The sequence below is a fragment of the Stutzerimonas kunmingensis genome, from assembly GCF_002929225.1.
Lineage (GTDB): Bacteria > Pseudomonadota > Gammaproteobacteria > Pseudomonadales > Pseudomonadaceae > Stutzerimonas.
Genome location: NZ_PISM01000021.1, coordinates 349,200 through 366,570 on the forward strand (window position 1 = coordinate 349,200; position 17,371 = coordinate 366,570).

A 17,371-nucleotide genomic window follows, 5' to 3' on the forward strand; every position below is an offset into this window, starting at 1 on the left:
TGACTTTATTATTGGGATATCTCCAACAGTAGCGAAGCCATAACTATTGATAAATACACTAATCCCTATATTATATATTCATAGTGAGAATGTCCGATGCTGCCGCTCTGGCAGGACCACGTCAACAGCATAGCGAGGCTCCATGGAACTGCATGACCTGGATTTAAACCTGCTGGTAGTATTCAACCAGTTGATGGTCGACAAGCGTGTCTCTATCGTCGCGCAAAGCCTAGGCCTAACCCAACCTGCCGTAAGCAACGCCCTGAAGCGCCTGCGCACCGCACTGCAGGACGAACTATTCGTGCGTACCCACCAAGGCATGGAGCCTACGCCCTATGCTGCACATTTAGCTGAGCCTATCGCCCATGCCATGCACAGTCTGCGCGAAGCGCTACATCACGAAGAGCGTTTCGATCCTTTAACCAGCGAGCGTACCTTCACCTTGGCCATGACCGACATTGGTGAGATATATTTCATGCCGCGGTTAATAGATGCGCTCACTCGTAAGGCCCCCCATTGCACAATCAGCACGGTACGCGGCAGCTCGGTGAGTTTGGGACAGTCGTTACTAGACGGTACAGTAGATTTGGCCGTAGGCCTGCTACCCAACCTACAGGCCGGCTTCTTACAGCGTCGGCTTCTCCATAACCGCTACGTGTGCTTGTGCCGTAAGAACCACCCGGCCACCAGAGAGCCACTGACCTTGGAGCGCTTCTGTGCCTACAGCCATATACGTGTCATCGCCGCCAGCACTGGCCACGGCGAAGTAGATTCCCATATGGCGCGAGCTGGCATCCGGCGGGACATTCGCCTAGAGGTTCCGCACTTCGTCGCCGTCGGCCATATCCTCCAGCATACGGAGCTACTCGCCACCGTACCTGAGCGCTTCGCTGACTGCTGTGTAGAGCCCTTCGGTTTGAGCGTGCTGCCAATCCCCATCGACCTACCAGAAATCCCCATTAACATGTTCTGGCACGCAAAATATCACAAGGACCTAGCCAACATCTGGTTGCGACAACTGATGTTCGAGCTGTTTTCGGATTGAGTGACAATCCGGGGTGATCGATACGTAAGCGTACGCCGAACTCACCTTGCGTGATTCAGGCAGGTACCCACTGATGCGGCAGCAGTTGGCCGATCTTACTGGCCCGCTGCGTAGGCAGTCGTGTCAGCACGTCCTTGAGATAGGCATACGGATCATGTCCGTTCATGCGGGCCGACTGGATCAGGCTCATGATCGCCGCCGCTCGTTTGCCGCTGCGTAGCGACCCGGCAAACAACCAGTTCGATGGACTTGCCCCTACCAAACCGGACACCAACTCCCCGTTGATGCTACTGCCAAGCGCCTGAATTCCCTCGGCGAGCGATATTTCAAAGCGCTGTGCGGATGCTGCTCGTTCTAATCAACATAAGCAGCCTCGACAAGGCCGCGACGTTAGCCCAGGTGGGTCAGTTTTACATCGGCCTTGACACATGCAGCTGCATACTTTCCCCTCAATATTCATGCCGGCGATGATATCTATACAAATTCGCTTATTTACTTATATAACAGCCTTCTCTATTTTTCACCCAACGGCATCATTAATGGGAGCGTGGTCAGAGCGGGCTCTCACGCCACGGCATGAGACGCTGCAACTCACCGCCCCTGTTAAGGAAACTCTGAAGAAGACTTCCTGATTTGGCAAAATGCCCAGACTCTCCACCCGCCCGAGTTTCCGATGAAGCAGATGACCTTCGCCGACGCCGAGTACGCCGGTAAGCGCAAGCAGACCCGCAAGGAATTGTTCCTGATCGAGATGGATCGGGTTGTGCCATGGAAGGGTTTGATTGCCTTGATCGAGCCGTATTACCCCAAGGGCGAAGGCGGCCGACCCGCCTATCCGCTGATGGCGATGCTGCGCGTACATCTGATGCAAAACTGGTTCGGCTACAGCGATCCGGCGATGGAGGAAGCGCTGTACGAGACCACCATCCTGCGTCAGTTCGCCGGGTTGAGACTGGAGCGCATTCCGGACGAGACCACCATCCTCAATTTCCGCCGGCTGCTGGAGAAGCGTGAGTTGGCGGCCGGTATCCTTGGCGTGATCAATGGCTACCTGGGAGATCGCGGCCTGTCGCTGCGCCAAGGCACCATCGTCGATGCCACGCTGATCAATGCGCCGAGTTCGACCAAGAACAAGGACGGCAAACGCGACCCGGAGATGCACCAGACCAAGAAGGGTAACCAATATTACTTCGGCATGAAGGCCCACATCGGAGTGGATGATGAGTCGGGTCTGGTACACAGCGTAGTCGGTACGCCAGCCAACGTGGCGGATGTCACTCAGGTCGACAAGTTACTGCACGGCGACGAAAACGTCGTTTGCGCCGATGCCGGCTACACGGGCGTCGAAAAGCGCTCCGAACATGAAGGCCGGGCGGTGATCTGGCAGGTCGCGGCACGCCGCAGCACTTACAAGAAGCTTGGCAAGAGCAGCCCGCTCTACAAAGCCAAGCGCAAGGTCGAGAAGGCCAAGGCGCAGGTGCGGGCGAAGGTCGAGCACCCGTTTCGGGTGATCAAGCGCCAGTTTGGTTACACCAAAGTTCGCTTTCGAGGGCTGGTGAAGAACACGGCGCAGTTAGTGACGCTGTTCGCCCTGTCGAACCTGTGGATGGCGCGCCGACATTTACTGGCGAATACAGGAGAGGTGCGCCTGTAATGTGGGAAATGGCCGGCGCGAGGTGCTCGCGGCGGCTAAAAATCCAGAAAAAATGGATGATTCGATCGTTTTTTAGACGAATCGCCGCTTTTAAAATTGGCAGGGCTGAAGTCAGCCAGAAATACGTGACTACTTCAGACCATCCTTATAAGAAAGAGATAATAATTATGAATGAAAAAGAAACCAATAAAATACGCCGCATTGCTGTGGTCGGTGGCGGCATCGGTGGCTTGACCTTTGCGATTGCGATGCGCCACCACGGTATCGACGTTGATATATACGAGCAAGCGGAGGAGTTGCGTGAGGTGGGTGCCGCGGTCGCATTATCCGCCAATGCCACGCGTTTTTATTATAACCACTGGGGTTTGGGCGAGGAGTTTGACGAGGCTGCGTTTGAAATCTCTGCTTTGATCTACCGGGACGGAAAGACTGGCCGTGAAATCGGCAGGCACGCCGGCGGGCTGGCGTATCGAGACCTTTTCGGCGGCCCATATCTCGGCATCCACCGGGCCGAGTTGCAACGAATCCTCTCCACCAAGGTGGGTATGGAACGCATCCACCTGAATAAACGCCTAGTAAATATCGATGACACTGGCGAACAGGTAGTGTTACATTTTAAGGATGGCAGCAAAGCGGAAGCCGATATAGTCATCGGTGCTGACGGGATGCGTTCCACCGTACGGAATTTGATGCTCGGCTATGAAGATTACATATACGCGGGGTACACAGCATTTCGTGGGATTGTTCCAATCGATAAAATACCGAGCATGCCTGATCCGACCGCTATTCAATTCTGGATGGGTGAGTCCGGCCACTGTCTTCACTACCCGATCGGCGGAGACAGAAAAGGAGACATCAATTTCTTTCTCGTAGAGCGCACTCCGACGACTTGGCCACTAAAACAGTCGACTGCGCCTACAGACGACGGTGAACAGCTACGCCTCTTCAAGGACTGGCATCCTGCTCTCGTCGAGATGATCGCTTCGAACACCTTGAAGACAGTAAATCAGCGATGGGGAATGGTTTATCGTATGCCCCTTGGCCGCTGGAGCAAAGGTCGGGTAACGCTGCTCGGTGATGCTGCACATTCCCTAGTACCGCACCATGGACAGGGTGCCAACCAGTCGATCGAGGATGCCGTGGTCCTTGCTGACTGCATTGCCGCTGCGGGTTCCGCGTCGATTGCAGAAACCTTTGAACGTTACGAGCGACTGCGTCGTGGCCGGGCGCGCAAAGTTGTGTATGCGTCCGTGACCACTGGCGATATGTTGCACTTGCCACCGGGTGAAGAGAGGGATCGGCGCGATGCACGTCTTGCATCTCATGATGCCATGGTGCATCACCTCGATTGGATCCACGGCTTCGATGCTAGCGATCTCAACGAGCCGGATGAACGCCAGGGCGGCACCTGGTTGTGATGCGGGCTTTCTACGTCACCTCGGAATGTAATTTACCGTAGAAGACCTGTGGTGCAATGCTACTCACCTAAGCGGAGCAGCATTGCGATTAACCGGGAAGCGAGTTGTGGAAATCTTTACCATCCTGGGTCTTGATGGCCTAAGCCTCTTGGGGCACCTCTAAAAACACTCATCCGGACTGAGCCAGGATTCGAAAGTGCAGCTCCTTGGCATCCGAACGCCGACTTGGGCGCTCGCAGAGCATCGTGAATGGCCGGTTGCATCACGCAACCGGTGCCCGGTTCAGGTCATTTCCAGCAGGCTCGACACTATGACGACGTTTATATGAGGTTCACTTGTGTTAGCCGTACCCGCTCATCCCTAGCTAATCTCCGCCTTGATGCTGGCAGATTCAGTCTGGCCTCGCGGTTCGACCTACCGAAATATCGGCGGTAACATTGTCCCAGAGCTTCAGACCCGGCTGTTACCGGCCACGCCTGTCTGGGTAGGGAACGAGTGGTGGAACAGTCGGTTCCGTCGGGCGTTAACCTGCGGAACAGAAACCCATGCGACTTTCGGGTCGCACTGCCGAAGTAATATTGGTTACCCTTCTTGGTCTGGTGCATCTCCGGGTCGCGTTTGCCGTCCTTGTTCTTGGTCGAACTCGGCACATTGATCAGCGTGGCATCGACGATGGTGCCTTGGCGCAGCGACAGGCCGCGATCTCCCAGGTAGCCATTGATCATGCCAAGGATACCGGCCGCCAACTCATGCTTCTCCAGCAGCCGGCGGAAATTGAGGATGGTGGTCTCGTCAGGAATGCGCTCCAAGCTCAACCCGGCGAACTGACGCAGGATGGTGGTCTCGTACAGCGCTTCTTCCATCGCCGGATCGCTGTAGCCGAACCAGTTTTGCATCAGATGTACGCGCAGCATCGCCATCAGCGGATAGGCGGGTCGGCCGCCTTCGCCCTTGGGGTAATGCGGCTCGATCAAGGCAATCAAACCCTTCCATGGCACAACCCGATCCATCTCGATCAGGAACAATTCCTTGCGGGTCTGCTTGCGCTTACCGGCGTACTCGGCGTCGGCGAAAGTGATCTGTTTCATCGGAAACTCGGGCGGGTGGAGAGTCTGGGCATTTTGCCAAATCAGGAAGTCTTCTTCAGAGTTCAGAGCCCAACATGTGCCGTATTGTTATTCAGCAGATCATGGCAGGGAGCCCGCCCAGCATGGTGAGCGAAACCCTGGAAGGATTGGCAGAGGATTTACGGCAATTTCACGCGCAAGGCTTGCTCAAATTCTGTCCGAAGGACACCGCTCAGTTGCTCTGGATGTCCGCCCTTGGTGCACTGACTTTTGCTGTCAGTGTGGAGAGTACCGCTCTGGAAGGCTCGGATGAGCCTTCCTTACAAAAAGCGCTGCTCGATATAACGCTGGATGCGTTATTCCAGCAATGATGAGATTCGGCAGCCCGGCCGCTTTGCTTGTTATGGCGCCGATGCCGAGTCTACTTCGACTGGCGAAAACTCTGCGGGTACCCACGAATAGCCGTTGCCTGTGCCCCGTACATGCCCCAGACCGGGGAAGGGGAGATGCGCGCCAGCCACCCAGAATTTTTCCTCGGAACTGAGAGCCAGCATCCTCATTCTGGAAGATCGGGCTTGTTCCTTGTCCCAGTCAGCCTCTATGACCACCTCAGGATGCTTGAACTGTACTGCATGGTTATGCAGCACGTCGCCCCAGACCATCAAGTTGTCATCACCAGCGCGGAAAAGATAACCGGTATGTCCCGGGGTGTGACCGTGGCTGGGCACACTTTCCACACCGGGGAGAATATCGGTTTTGAAACGCTGGAGTTTTTCCTCAACATATGGCGCCACTGCTGCACGCGCCATATTGAAGAACGGCTGGTCGGCTTCGGCGACATCATCCAATGAGGTATCCAGCCAGAATTCCGCTTCAGCCTGGGGAATATGAATGGTTGCATTGGGAAACACTGCGGCACCTTCAGCATCTGCCAGACCGCAGGAGTGATCAGGATGAAGATGCGTAAGAAGAACAGTGTCGACCTGCTCCGTCGTGTAACCCGATGCCTGGAGGTTTTCTTTCAGAAAGCCCATGGTCGAACCGAAACATGCTGCCGCCCCGGCATCCACCAGAATCAGATTATTGCCCGTATTGATGAGGTATCCATTTACAGCTGTCTGTATGCCGCTTTCGGCATCGATGAACATCGCATCCAGCAGGCTATCCAGACTCTCGGTGCTGATCCCCTGCAGCCATTCCGGATCAAGACGAACATAGCCGTCATACAAAGCGGTGACCTCTAGATCGCCCATATTCATCCGATAGTAACCGGCGACCTGCTGCGGCTGTGTGGCGACCGGCTCTGCGGTCACCGGCGATAATGCGATGCCGTTCATGAGGCTCGCACAGCCGACCGCTGCAGCGAACCGGTATAGGGTGCGTAACGTGGACATGAATTATATTCCCGGTTTGATGAATAATAATCATGAACGAGTGTATCGGCGATATAAGCGCGAATCAACGTTAGTGATGAAAACAGAGAGGCAGGCTCATTACTCCCGTAACTCAACCCGGTCGCGAAACTCCTCCAGCGCCTCCGGGTTGGCTAATCCCTCGGTATTTCGCACTGGCTGGCCGTGCACTACATTGCGCACGGCCAGTTCCACTATCTTGCCGCTGCGTGTGCGCGGTATGTCCTTTACCGCCAGAATGCGTGCCGGCACATGGCGCGGTGTGGCGTGTTGGCGGATTGCCGATCTGATCAGTTGTTGCAGCCCCTCATCCAATTCCACGCCGTCGCGTAACAGTACGAACAGCACTACCCGCACATCGTCCTGCCATTGCTGGCCGATGGCGACCGATTCCAGCACCTCCTCGATACGTTCCACCTGCCGGTAGATTTCCGCCGTGCCGATGCGTACGCCGCCCGGGTTGAGCACCGCATCCGAACGGCCATGGATGATCAGCCCGCCATGCTCGGTCCGCTCGGCATAGTCCCCATGCGCCCAGATGCCGGGGAAGCGTTCGAAGTAGGCGGCGCGGTAGCGGCTACCGTCGCTGTCGTTCCAGAACCCCAACGGCATGGACGGAAAATGCCGGGTACAGACCAGCTCGCCTTTCTCTCCGACTACCCGTTGGCCGGCCTCGTTCCATACCTCCACGGCCATGCCCAGGCCCGGGCCCTGCAATTCGCCACGCCAGACCGGCAGCAGTGGGTTGCCGAGGGCGAAGCAGGAGACGATATCGGTACCGCCGGAGATGGAGGACAGGCGCAGATCGCTTTTGATGTCGCGATAGACATAGTCGAAGCTCTCCGGGGACAGCGGCGAGCCGGTGGAGAGAATGCTGCGCAGACTGCCCAGGCGGTGGCTGCGTGCCGGTTGTATGCCGGCCTTTTCCAGGGCAGCGAGATACCGGGCGCTGACACCGAAGGCATTGATGCCCTCGGCGTCGATCAGGTCGATCAGCCGGGATTCATGCGGATGAAACGGCGAGCCATCGTAGAGCACCAGTGTGGCGCCGACCGCCAGGCCGGAGGCCAGCCAGTTCCACATCATCCAGCCGCAGGTGGTGTAGTAGAACAGCCGGTCACTGGCTTGCAGGTCGGTATGCAGGCCAAGCTCCTTGAGGTGCTGCAACAGAACACCGCCGCTGCGATGGACAATGCATTTGGGCGCGCCGGTGGTGCCGCTGGAATACAGGATATACAAGGGGTGATCGAAGGGCAGAGCGCGGAACTGCGGTGCGCCACCGGGCTGATAGAACTCCGCCCAATGCTGAACCGCCTGGATACAGTCGGGATGCGGTCCCTGAGCCCCGGCCGGGCCCGGCACGAGGATCAGTTGCTCGACCGTAGGTAGTTGGCGCAGCACTTCGGTGAGCCGGTCGGTCAGATCGATGGACTTGCCGGCATAGTGATAACCGCTGCAGGCGATCAAGACCTTGGGTTCGATCTGGCCAAAACGGTCAATAACACCCTGCGCGCCGAAGTCCGGCGAGCAGGATGACCACACCGCACCCAGGCTGGTGGTGGCAAGCATGGCGACTATCGCTTGCCACCCGTTGGGCAGGATGGCGGCAACACGGTCGCCGGGCATGATGCCGGCAGCTTCCAGGCTGCGCTGCAAGCCAGCCACATGGGCATTCAGTTCGGCAAAACTCAGTTGCTCGTGCACGCCGGCTTCGCTGATGCTGATCAATGCCGGCTGGTCATCCTTGCGCCGTAACAAATGGGCCGCATAATTCAGTGTGGCACCGCGAAACCAGCATGCATCCGGCATGGCAGGGCCTTCCTCAAGCACCTGCTGGGCGGGGGTGTGGAACTCGACCGCAAAGAAATCCGCCAACGCCTGCCAGAAGTCGGCGCGCTCATGAATGCTCCAATCATGCAGCTCGTCATAGCCCGCTAGGTGCAACCCGCAGCGCTGATTCACCTGGATGCGGAAGGCTTCCATGCGGCTCCGAGCGACGGCATCTCTGCTCGGTGACCATAGCGGTTGTGGCATGGCCATTTCTCCTTACTCCTGTTCGTGGGCCAGCAGGGCATGGGCTACCTTGGAGCCGTTGGGACGGCCTAACACATCACAAATGCGCTGGCCGGCCGCAACCAGTCGTTGCAAATCGACACCAGTGTCGATGCCCATGCCCTGCAGCATGTACAGCACATCCTCACTGGCGACATTACCGCTGGCGCCAGGGGCATAGGGGCAACCACCGAGCCCGGCGACCGAGCTGTCGAATACGCTGACGCCTTCCAGCAAGGCGGCATAGATGTTGCTCAATGCCTGCCCGTAGGTATCATGGAAATGCCCCGCCAGCTGCCGCCGGGGCACCTGTGCGGCGACCCGGTCGATCAGTCGGCTGGTGGCGCTGGCCACTCCCACGCCGATGGTGTCACCGAGGGATACTTCATAGCAGCCCATGGCGATCAGCTCGGCGGCGATGCTGGCGACCTGGCTCGGAGCGACGGCGCCGTCATACGGGCAACCCAGCACACAGGAAATGTAGCCGCGTACACGGATGTCCTGGCGCTCGGCTGCAGCCATGACCGGTGCGAAGCGCTGCAGGCTCTCGCTGATCGAGCAGTTGATGTTGCGTTGGGAGAAGCCCTCCGAAGCGGCGGCGAATACCGCCACTTCCGTCACGCCGGCGCCGATAGCTGCCTGCAGACCCTGCAGATTGGGTACCAGCGCGGTGTAACGCACGCCAGGACTGCGTTGGATGCCGGCGAACACCGTTGCGGAATCAGCCATCTGCGGCACCCACTTCGGCGAGACGAAGCTGCCGGTCTCGATATGGCTGACGCCGGCCTCCGTCAGATCGTTCACCAGCCGGACGCGATCCGTCACGCTGATCGGGTGGCGCTCATTCTGCAGTCCGTCCCGTGGGCCGACTTCAACCAGGCGTACGTGGTGGGGTAGGGGCATCGTTATCTCCGGCAGCCAAGCATGTCGAAGAGTATAGCGGCGCCCGGCGGTCCGGGCGGCTATTGAAAGTGTGCGGTTATCGAACATCACATCTGTTGGTCAGCAAGTGGATCTCCTATGCTGCGCTCGTCCAGTGATGGCGGGTCTAGGCCGATGCCTGGCTTGCCTACTCGCTAACAACAACAAAAGTAACAAGGAGAAAAATATGAAGGCAGCCGTCTATTACGGACCGCAGGACATCCGCTGCACCCAGGTGCCTGATGCTGCGATCAAGGCCGATCACGAAATGCTGGTGAGAGTAGTCGCCACCTCCATTTGCGGTTCGGACCTGCACCTGTATCGCGGAGCGCTGGACCCCATCATGGAGAAAGGGGTATCCCAGACCGGCCATGAACTCGTCGGAGAAGTGGTGCAGGTGGGCAGGGCAGTCGGGCGGTTCAAGCCCGGCGACCGAGTCAGCATGGCCTATTCGGCCTCCTGCGGTCACTGCTATATGTGCGAGGTGGGTCAGACGGCGCATTGCGAGACCACGCACAATGCCGTTTATGGCTTTGGGCTTCCCTTCGGCAATCTGAACGGCACCCACGCCGAGGCGCTGGTGCTCCCCTACGCCGATACGCACACGATCAAGGTGCCCAAGGAGATTCCCGACGAGGCTGCACTCACGCTGTCTTGCAACCTGCCTACGGCGGTGATCGCCAATCGCCTCGCGGATATTCAGCCCGGGGAAACCGTGGCGCTGGTGGGCTGCGGTCCGACGGGGTTGATGACCCTCGACATCGCCATGCAGCGCGCCCCAGGCCGGATGGTCGCGCTGGACAAGATCGCCCACCGCCTGGAATACACCCGCAAGCAGGGTGCGGTCGCGATCAATGCAAGCGAGGAAGGCTGGAAGGAGAAGGCCCTCGCCGAAACGGGCGGCCGCGGCTTCGACAAGGTGATCGAAGTGGTTGGCTATCCCGAAGCCTTGCAGATGTGCCTCGACCTGGTACGCCCCGGCGGGACGGTGGTTGCTATCGGCGTGTTCTGCGATGACAAGTTCAACCTCAATCTGGCTGATGTGTTTCTACGCAACATCACGCTGCACATGAATGGTTTCGCCAACGCTCAGCCTTACATGTGGGAAGCCTTGAGGATGATGGAGACTGGAGTGGTGAATCCGGCAACCCTGTTCTCGCATCAGTTCAAGCTGGATCAAGTGGACGACGCGTTCAAGACATTCCACGAGAAAACGGATGGTGCCATGAAGATGCTGATCCGGCCTTGAATACGGCTCTTGGGGTAGCGATAGGGTGCGCCTGCCGCGCAGGCGAGTATTGGCAGTCGTATTTCTGGAGAACTTGAGCAGCGCGCTGGTGACCGACGACCGTGCCCGCCGGAGCCATGAGGTGGGCATCTCTACCAGGAAGCGTTTGCGAGCATGTTCCCGCCGCCGCGCCAACGCGGGATGGACATGCTGGCGAGTGACGAGTCGGACATTCAACAGCAAGGAGACCTTGATTGCCCAGGGGCGAGAGGATCGCGTGATTCTCCTCTCGAGTTCTTATCGCCTGTTTGAGCTGATTGATCGCGTCCCGTAGTATGTCTTCGGTCACTGCGGCCATTGGACGAAAACCAGCATGCCGCGACCTTCAATCGCCTGGTGAGTTTTTTTATTGCCGAGTAGTGACTCGGCTTGTCACCGGAGAAACCAGCGCCGCGTGGCAGTTTGCGGCGGCCCCGCGTAGGGCTGCAATTTGTAGCATGACCCAAAGGAGAAGCAACGATGAAGCTTTACTACAGCCCGGGAGCCTGTTCCCTGTCCCCTCATATCGTCCTCAATGAGGGGGGATTTTCCTTCGAGACGGAAAAGGTCGACCTCGCCACCAAGAAGACCGAAAGCGGTGGCGATTACACCGCCATCAACCCGAATGGCTACGTGCCAGCATTGGTGCTGAAGGACGGTGAGGTGCTGACCGAAGGGTCGGCCATCATCCAGTACCTGGCCGACCGCGTGCCGGAGAAGAAACTCACGCCGCCCGCTGACACGATGGAGCGTTACCGGCTGCAGGAGTGGCTCAACTTCATTTCCACCGAGCTGCACAAAGCGTTTGCCCCGCTATTCAACCCGAACGCGCCGGAGGAATGGAAAACGCAGATGAAAGACCTGCTTGCCCGGCGTTTTGACTACGTGTCAAAGAAACTCGACGGCAAACAGTATCTGATGGGTGACACCTTCACGTCAGCTGACGCCTATCTGTTTACCGTCCTAGGCTGGGGGCAGTGGGCAGCGGTTGATCTTTCACCTTGGCCAGTGCTGACCAGCTATGTCAGCCGCGTTGCCGCTCGGCCGGCCGTGCACGCAACGTTGAAAGCCGAGGGGCTGGTTAGCTGACGGATTTCAGAGCACGCCTTCTGTGAGGGCGAAGCCCCGCAAGTTAGACCTGTGGCGATGTAGAGGAAAAATATGGTTGGACACGGCTGTGGGCGCGACAGTTTGCGCCCACAGCCATGCCCACAAAGACAAACCTGTCTGTGTAGATTCAGACTCGCTCACCGTAGAAATGTATCCGTTAACTAAAAGTATCCATTTGATCATTACCGGATACGCGTCTTGCGCACTTAGCGAGAGGCCACATTTTAACAATGAGGGAAATCATGAAGATATTGATCGTATTGACGTCCCATGACACGTTGGGTGACACCGGCAAGAAAACAGGCTTCTGGTTGGAGGAGTTTGCAGCACCCTATTATGTCCTCAAGGATGCTGGCGCGGAAATCACGCTAGCCTCCCCGAAAGGTGGGCACCCCCCACTCGACCCGAAGAGCGAAGAGCCGGACTTTCAAACTGCAGCAACCGCTCGTTTCAAGCAGGACAAAGAAACACAGGCGGCCCTTGCCAACACCTCGAGGCTTTCAGCCATCAGAGCGGATGAGTACGACGCAGTTTTCTATCCCGGTGGGCACGGGCCGCTGTGGGACCTGTCTGGGGATGCCGACTCGGTCGCGCTGATCGAGGCAATGTATGCCGCCGGCAAACCGGTTTCCGCGGTCTGTCATGCGCCTGGCGTGTTGCGGTATGCCCGCAAACCGGATGGGAGCCCGATAGTCCAAGGCAAACGGGTGACCGGTTTCTCCAATAGCGAAGAGGCCGCAGTCCAATTGACTAATGTCGTGCCATTCCTGGTAGAGGACGAGTTGAAAAAACACGGCGGTGACTATTCCAAAGGACCCGACTGGCTCCCCTTTGCTGTAGTGGACGGAAATCTTGTTACCGGCCAGAACCCTGCCTCATCGGAGGAAGTCGCACATGAAGTGTTGAAAATGCTGCGATGATCTCTGGCGGTTCAAACTTGACAGTCTGGCCTGTGCCTTTCTCCGCCCTCGAAGGAGTTGCGCATCCGGCGACGGCGCTCCAATGAATGTTGTAGTGGTCAACTAATTCCGGACACCTCGATAGGTGGTTTCGACGCCATCGCCCGCTCGTAAACGGTCGGTGGCAGATATCCCAGTTTCGAGTGCAGCCGCTCGTTGTTGTAAAACCCAACGATGTATTCCACGATGTCACGTATCGCTTCTGCGTGATTGGCGTAGTCGCGGCGCCATACCCGCTCCATTTTCAAACTCAGAAAAAAGCGTTCCATCACTGAGTTGTCCCAGCAGTTACCTTTACGGCTCATGCTTTGCTGCATGTCATTTCGCGCCAGCAACGCTCTGTAGCTTGCGCTGGCGTACTGGCTACCGCGATCCGAGTGGGCGATCAGGCCAGGTGGCGGTTGACGCTGAGCAATTGCCAGCTGCATTGCACTACACACCAGCTCGGCAGGCATGTTCGGGGCCATGGACCAACCCACGATCTTGCGTGAGAACAAATCCAATACCACAGCCAGGTACAGCCAGCCGCTGCGGGTCCGGATGTAGGTAATGTCCGCTACCCAGGCCTTGTTTACCGCCTCAGGCTCGAATTGACGATTCAGTACATTGTCGGCAACTGGCAGGTCGTGCTTGCTATCGGTCGTGTGCACAAACTTACGCTTCCAAGCCGAACGCAGGCCGTTGGCACGCATCAAGCGACGAATTTTATAAACGCCGATTTCCATACCCTTGGCGCGCAACGCTTTACGTAACGGACGGCTCCCATAGCAGCCGCCACTCGCATCAAACGACGCTTTGAGCTGCACGGTCACGGGGCAAACCGATGCTGGCGTGTCGGCACGCCTGTTTGCCTCGTAGAACCCCGATCGGCTGACCCCCAGCAGCCGACAGACATACGCCACCGAATAAGCCTTCTGTTGCAGCTGCCGAACCAGGCGATACGTTACTTCAGCTCGCGGGCAAAGAAGGCGGTGGCTTTTTTCCTTAATGAGCTTCCCCCGTTGCCAACCAATGTGCAAGCGGGCTGCGCAAGATCACTGCCGGTCGTATCGATTGCGGCACTCGGCTTGATCGAGCGTCTCTACGTGCTGTCACCGGACCGCCTATCGCGAAAGTACGCGCACCAGGTTCTTCTCATCGAGGAACTGTCGGCGTTCGGCGTCGAGGTCGTGATTCCTCAATCACGCCATCGGCGCGACCCCGGAAGAGGCGCTGTTGCTGCAGATGCAGGGCATGATCGCTGAATACGAGCGCGCCAAGATCATGGAGCGCAATCGTCGCGGCAAGCTTCATGGCGCGAAGCGCGGCAGTGTCAATGTGCTCTCGACGGCGCCCTATGGGTGATCTGGCAGGTCGCGGCACGCCGCAATACTTACAAAAAGCTTGGCAAGAGCAGCCCGCTCTACAAAGCCAAGCGCAAGGTCGAGAAGGCCAAGGCGCAGGTGCGGGCCAAGGTCGAGCACCCGTTTCGGGTGATCAAGCGCCAGTTTGGTTAGTAAGCGCTCCATAAACCCCATCTTCAAACGAACCGATAGCCAGACGATGCTGCGCTCCTGATTTCTTTTCAGGAGCAGCTGCCATGATGCGTCCCGACGCCAAGGTGCAGAAGGTCTATCTCTATCCCAAGCCTGTCGACTTTCGTAAATCCATCAACGGCCTGGCGGCACTCGTCGAGTTGGATATAAAGGTGGAAGTGTTCAACCCGGTACTGTTCGTGTTCCTCAATCGCAGCCGCAACCAGGTGAAGATCCTCTATTGGGAGCGTAATGGTTTCTGCCTGTGGCTCAAACGCCTAGAGGCCGAGCGCTTCAAGACCAAGCCCGATGCCGGCGATGAGCCCATCGAGCTGACGGTCGACGAATTGAACTGGCTGCTCGACGGCATCGACCTCTGGCGAAACCGCCCTCATCAAGTCCTGACGCCGCGTTACGTGGCCTGAGCCGGTATAATCCACGGCCATGATTGCCGTGCCCGATACCCTTCCTGACGATCCCGACGCGCTCAAACAGTTGCTGTCGCAAGTGTTGCTGGCACGTCAATCTGATCTGAACAAAATCAGTCAACTTCAGGAACAGGTCGCTCTGCTGCGCCACAAACTGTTCTCGCCGAAGTCAGAGCGCAGCCCCGAGGATGCGCGACTCGCCGCAGTTGGCCATGTTCAACGAGGCCGAAGAGCTGGTCGAAGAGGGTGCTTGCACTGACGAGCCAGGCGGTGATGGAGCTGAGGCAGAAGAGGTTATGGTGCCGCTCAAGCGCCGTGGCAAGCGCAAGCCGCTGCCGGCCAAGCTACCGCGTATTGACGTCATTCACGAACTGCCCGAGCACGCGCTGACCTGCGAGTGCGGCTGCCGCAAGCAGGCCATCGGCGAAGAAACCAGCGAGCAGCTGGAGATCATCCCGATGCAGGTGCGGGTGATCCGCCATATCCGCAAGACCTATGCCTGCAAGGCCTGCGAAGCGGCACCGGTCACCGCCGACAAGCCAGCCCAGCTGATCGAGAAAAGCCTGGCCAGCCCCAGCGTGCTGGCGATGCTGCTGGCCACCAAGTACGCCGACGGCATCCCGCTGTACCGCTTCGAGAGGATGCTCAGCCGGCACGGCATCGACATCTCTCGCCAGACCCTGGCGCGCTGGGTAATCCAGTGCGGCGAACAGCTGCAACCCGTGATCAACCTGATGCGCGACCGGCTGCTCGACTACCCGGTGCTGCACTGCGACGAAACCCGGCTGCAGGTACTGCATGAGCCGGGTCGTGACCCCACCACGCAATCCTGGATGTGGGTGCAAAGCGGTGGGCCACCCGACAAACCGGTGATCCTGTTCGACTACTCATCCAGCCGTGCGCAGGAAGTACCGCTGCGCCTGCTCGCAGGCTACCGCGGCTACCTGATGACTGACGACTATGCCGGCTACAACGCCGTGGCCGCACAAGAGGGCATCGAACGCCTGGCCTGCTGGGCGCATGCGCGACGCAAGTTCGTCGAAGCACAGAAGGTGCAGCCCAAGGGCAAGACCGGGCGCGCCGACATCGTGCTGAACCTGATCAATAAGCTTTACGGCATCGAGCGTGAGCTGAAAGAAGCCGACGACAGCGGGCGCCTCGCCGCCCGCCAGCAGCGCAGCCGACCGATCATCGACCAACTTAAGACCTGGCTGGACAAGACCCAACCACAGGTCGCCGGACAGACCGCCCTGGGCAAGGCGGTGAACTACCTGGCCAGCAACTGGAGCCGCTTGGTGCGCTACCTCGAAGGCGGCCACCTGCCAATCGACAACAACCGCGCCGAGAACGCCATCCGCCCGTTCGTCATCGGCCGCAAGAACTGGCTGTTCAGCGACACCCCGAAAGGCGCCAGGGCCAGCGCGCAGATCTACAGCCTGATCGAAACCGCCAAGGCCAACGGCCAGGAACCTTACGCCTGGCTGCGCCACATCCTCGAACGCCTGCCGACCGCCAGCAGCGTAGACGACTGCGAAGCACTGCTGCCATGGAACTGCTCGCCAGCAACTGCATCCTGACTTGCGAACCTTGTTAGCGGTAGGTGGGTTTATGGAGCGCTTACGTCGCGGCACGCCGCAGCACTTACAAGAAGCTTGGCAAGAGCAGCCCGCTCTACAAAGCCAAGCGCAAGGTCGAGAAGGCCAAGGCGCAGGTGCGGGCGAAGGTCGAGCACCCGTTTCGGGTGATCAAGCGCCAGTTTGGTTACACCAAAGTTCGCTTTCGAGGGCTGGTGAAGAACACGGCGCAGTTGGTGACGCTGTTCGCCCTGTCGAACCTGTGGATGGCGCGCCGACATTTACTGGCGAATACAGGAGAGGTGCGCCTGTAATGCGGGAAATGGCCGCCGCGAGGTGCTCGCGGCGGCTAAAAACCCAGAAAGAATGGATGATTCGATCGTTTTTTAGACGAATCGCCGCTTTTGAAATTGGCAGGGCTGAAGTCAGCCAGAAATACGTGACTACTTCAGACCGTCCTTAGCGGTAGGTGGGTTTATGGAGCGCTTACTTTGGTTACACCAAAGTTCGCTTTCGAGGGCTGGTGAAGAACACGGCGCAGTTGGTGACGCTGTTCGCCCTGTCGAACCTGTGGATGGCGCGCCGACATTTACTGGCGAATACAGGAGAGGTGCGCCTGTAATGCGGGAAATGGCCGCCGCGAGGTGCTCGCGGCGGCTAAAAACCCAGAAAGAATGGATGATTCGATCGTTTTTTAGACGAATCGCCGCTTTTGAAATTGGCAGGGCTGAAGTCAGCCAGAAATACGTGACTACTTCAGACCGTCCTTAGCGGTAGGTGGGTTTATGGAGCGCTTACTTTGGTTACACCAAAGTTCGCTTTCGAGGGCTGGTGAAGAACACGGCGCAGTTGGTGACGCTGTTCGCCCTGTCGAACCTGTGGATGGCGCGCCGACATTTACTGGCGAATACAGGAGAGGTGCGCCTGTAATGCGGGAAATGGCCGCCGCG

Annotated in this window: 12 protein-coding genes and 8 pseudogenes; 14 read left to right on the forward strand and 6 right to left on the reverse strand. The window is 58.1% G+C overall.

Annotated elements, in window-relative coordinates; all coding sequences use genetic code 11:
* Nucleotides 1–142 precede the first annotated feature (142 nt).
* Nucleotides 143–1,045, forward strand: coding sequence for an HTH-type transcriptional activator NahR (gene nahR / locus CW305_RS18210; RefSeq protein WP_003292087.1), 903 nt, complete (start codon nt 143–145; stop codon nt 1,043–1,045).
* Nucleotides 1,046–1,100: 55 nt separating this feature from the next.
* On the opposite strand, the pseudogene CW305_RS18215 reads toward nahR, so the two are convergent.
* A pseudogene (locus tag CW305_RS18215) lies at nt 1,101–1,289 on the reverse strand (transposase domain-containing protein); the annotation flags it as partial.
* A 429-nt stretch (nt 1,290–1,718) separates the two neighbouring features.
* Here CW305_RS18215 and CW305_RS18220 point away from each other — a divergent pair.
* Together CW305_RS18220 and CW305_RS18225 are read left to right on the forward strand one after the other, a co-directional pair.
* Nucleotides 1,719–2,699, forward strand: coding sequence for an IS5-like element ISAch1 family transposase (locus CW305_RS18220; protein ID WP_014819624.1), 981 nt, complete (start codon nt 1,719–1,721; stop codon nt 2,697–2,699).
* The gene (locus CW305_RS18225; RefSeq protein ID WP_104098554.1) at nt 2,699–4,117 is read left to right on the forward strand and encodes an FAD-dependent monooxygenase; all 1,419 of its coding nucleotides are present in this window, start codon (nt 2,699–2,701) and stop codon (nt 4,115–4,117) included. The genes CW305_RS18220 and CW305_RS18225 overlap by 1 nt, the downstream gene beginning before the upstream one ends.
* A 566-nt stretch (nt 4,118–4,683) precedes the next feature.
* Here CW305_RS18225 and CW305_RS18235 read toward each other — a convergent pair.
* Nucleotides 4,684–5,205 (reverse strand): annotated as a pseudogene (locus CW305_RS18235) (IS5 family transposase); the annotation flags it as partial.
* Nucleotides 5,206–5,327: 122 nt separating this feature from the next.
* Here CW305_RS18235 and CW305_RS18240 point away from each other — a divergent pair.
* On the forward strand, nt 5,328–5,555 hold the full coding sequence (locus CW305_RS18240) for a hypothetical protein (protein WP_003292082.1): 228 nt from the start codon (nt 5,328–5,330) through the stop codon (nt 5,553–5,555).
* Between the two features lie 30 nt (nt 5,556–5,585).
* On the opposite strand, the gene CW305_RS18245 is transcribed toward CW305_RS18240, so the two are convergent.
* From CW305_RS18245 to CW305_RS18255, 3 genes are all read right to left on the reverse strand, one after another.
* Nucleotides 5,586–6,521, reverse strand: coding sequence for an MBL fold metallo-hydrolase (locus CW305_RS18245; RefSeq protein WP_003292081.1), 936 nt, complete (start codon nt 6,519–6,521; stop codon nt 5,586–5,588).
* A 156-nt stretch (nt 6,522–6,677) separates the two neighbouring features.
* The gene (locus tag CW305_RS18250) at nt 6,678–8,630 is read right to left on the reverse strand and encodes an acetoacetate--CoA ligase (RefSeq protein WP_003292079.1); all 1,953 of its coding nucleotides are present in this window, start codon (nt 8,628–8,630) and stop codon (nt 6,678–6,680) included.
* Nucleotides 8,631–8,642: 12 nt separating this feature from the next.
* A complete protein-coding gene (locus CW305_RS18255; protein ID WP_003292078.1) occupies nt 8,643–9,551 on the reverse strand; it encodes a hydroxymethylglutaryl-CoA lyase in 909 nt (302 codons plus the stop codon).
* A gap of 205 nt (nt 9,552–9,756) precedes the next feature.
* Between CW305_RS18255 and CW305_RS18260 the strand changes: the two genes are divergently transcribed.
* From CW305_RS18260 to CW305_RS18270, 3 genes are all read left to right on the forward strand, one after another.
* Nucleotides 9,757–10,818 (forward strand): alcohol dehydrogenase, encoded by a 1,062-nt coding sequence (locus tag CW305_RS18260; protein ID WP_003292076.1) that lies wholly within the window; start codon nt 9,757–9,759, stop codon nt 10,816–10,818.
* 498 nt (nt 10,819–11,316) lie between these two features.
* Complete coding sequence (gene gstA, locus CW305_RS18265) at nt 11,317–11,925, forward strand: glutathione transferase GstA (protein ID WP_003292074.1); 609 nt, start codon at nt 11,317–11,319, stop codon at nt 11,923–11,925.
* A 263-nt stretch (nt 11,926–12,188) separates the two neighbouring features.
* Nucleotides 12,189–12,866, forward strand: coding sequence for a type 1 glutamine amidotransferase domain-containing protein (locus CW305_RS18270; RefSeq protein WP_003292072.1), 678 nt, complete (start codon nt 12,189–12,191; stop codon nt 12,864–12,866).
* Between the two features lie 98 nt (nt 12,867–12,964).
* Here the strand turns inward: CW305_RS18270 and CW305_RS18275 are convergent.
* Nucleotides 12,965–13,888, reverse strand: a pseudogene (locus tag CW305_RS18275) (IS3 family transposase); the annotation flags it as partial.
* A 250-nt stretch (nt 13,889–14,138) separates the two neighbouring features.
* On the opposite strand from CW305_RS18275, the gene CW305_RS23800 reads away from it, so the two are divergent.
* From CW305_RS23800 to CW305_RS18320, 7 genes and pseudogenes are all read left to right on the forward strand, one after another.
* Complete coding sequence (locus CW305_RS23800; protein ID WP_238537205.1) at nt 14,139–14,249, forward strand: recombinase family protein; 111 nt, start codon at nt 14,139–14,141, stop codon at nt 14,247–14,249.
* A pseudogene (locus tag CW305_RS18285) lies at nt 14,246–14,398 on the forward strand (transposase); the annotation flags it as partial. The gene CW305_RS23800 and the pseudogene CW305_RS18285, both read left to right, overlap by 4 nt.
* Nucleotides 14,399–14,484: 86 nt before the next feature.
* Nucleotides 14,485–14,844 carry an IS66 family insertion sequence element accessory protein TnpB gene (gene tnpB, locus CW305_RS18290; RefSeq protein ID WP_003292067.1) on the forward strand — a complete coding sequence of 120 codons (360 nt, stop codon included), beginning with the start codon at nt 14,485–14,487 and terminating at the stop codon, nt 14,842–14,844.
* Between the two features lie 19 nt (nt 14,845–14,863).
* Nucleotides 14,864–16,424 (forward strand): annotated as a pseudogene (gene tnpC / locus CW305_RS18295) (IS66 family transposase).
* Nucleotides 16,425–16,468: 44 nt separating this feature from the next.
* Nucleotides 16,469–16,735: pseudogene (locus tag CW305_RS18300) on the forward strand (transposase); the annotation flags it as partial.
* Nucleotides 16,736–16,911: 176 nt separating this feature from the next.
* A pseudogene (locus CW305_RS18310) lies at nt 16,912–17,043 on the forward strand (IS5/IS1182 family transposase); the annotation flags it as partial.
* Between the two features lie 176 nt (nt 17,044–17,219).
* Nucleotides 17,220–17,351: pseudogene (locus CW305_RS18320) on the forward strand (IS5/IS1182 family transposase); the annotation flags it as partial.
* Nucleotides 17,352–17,371 lie beyond the last annotated feature (20 nt).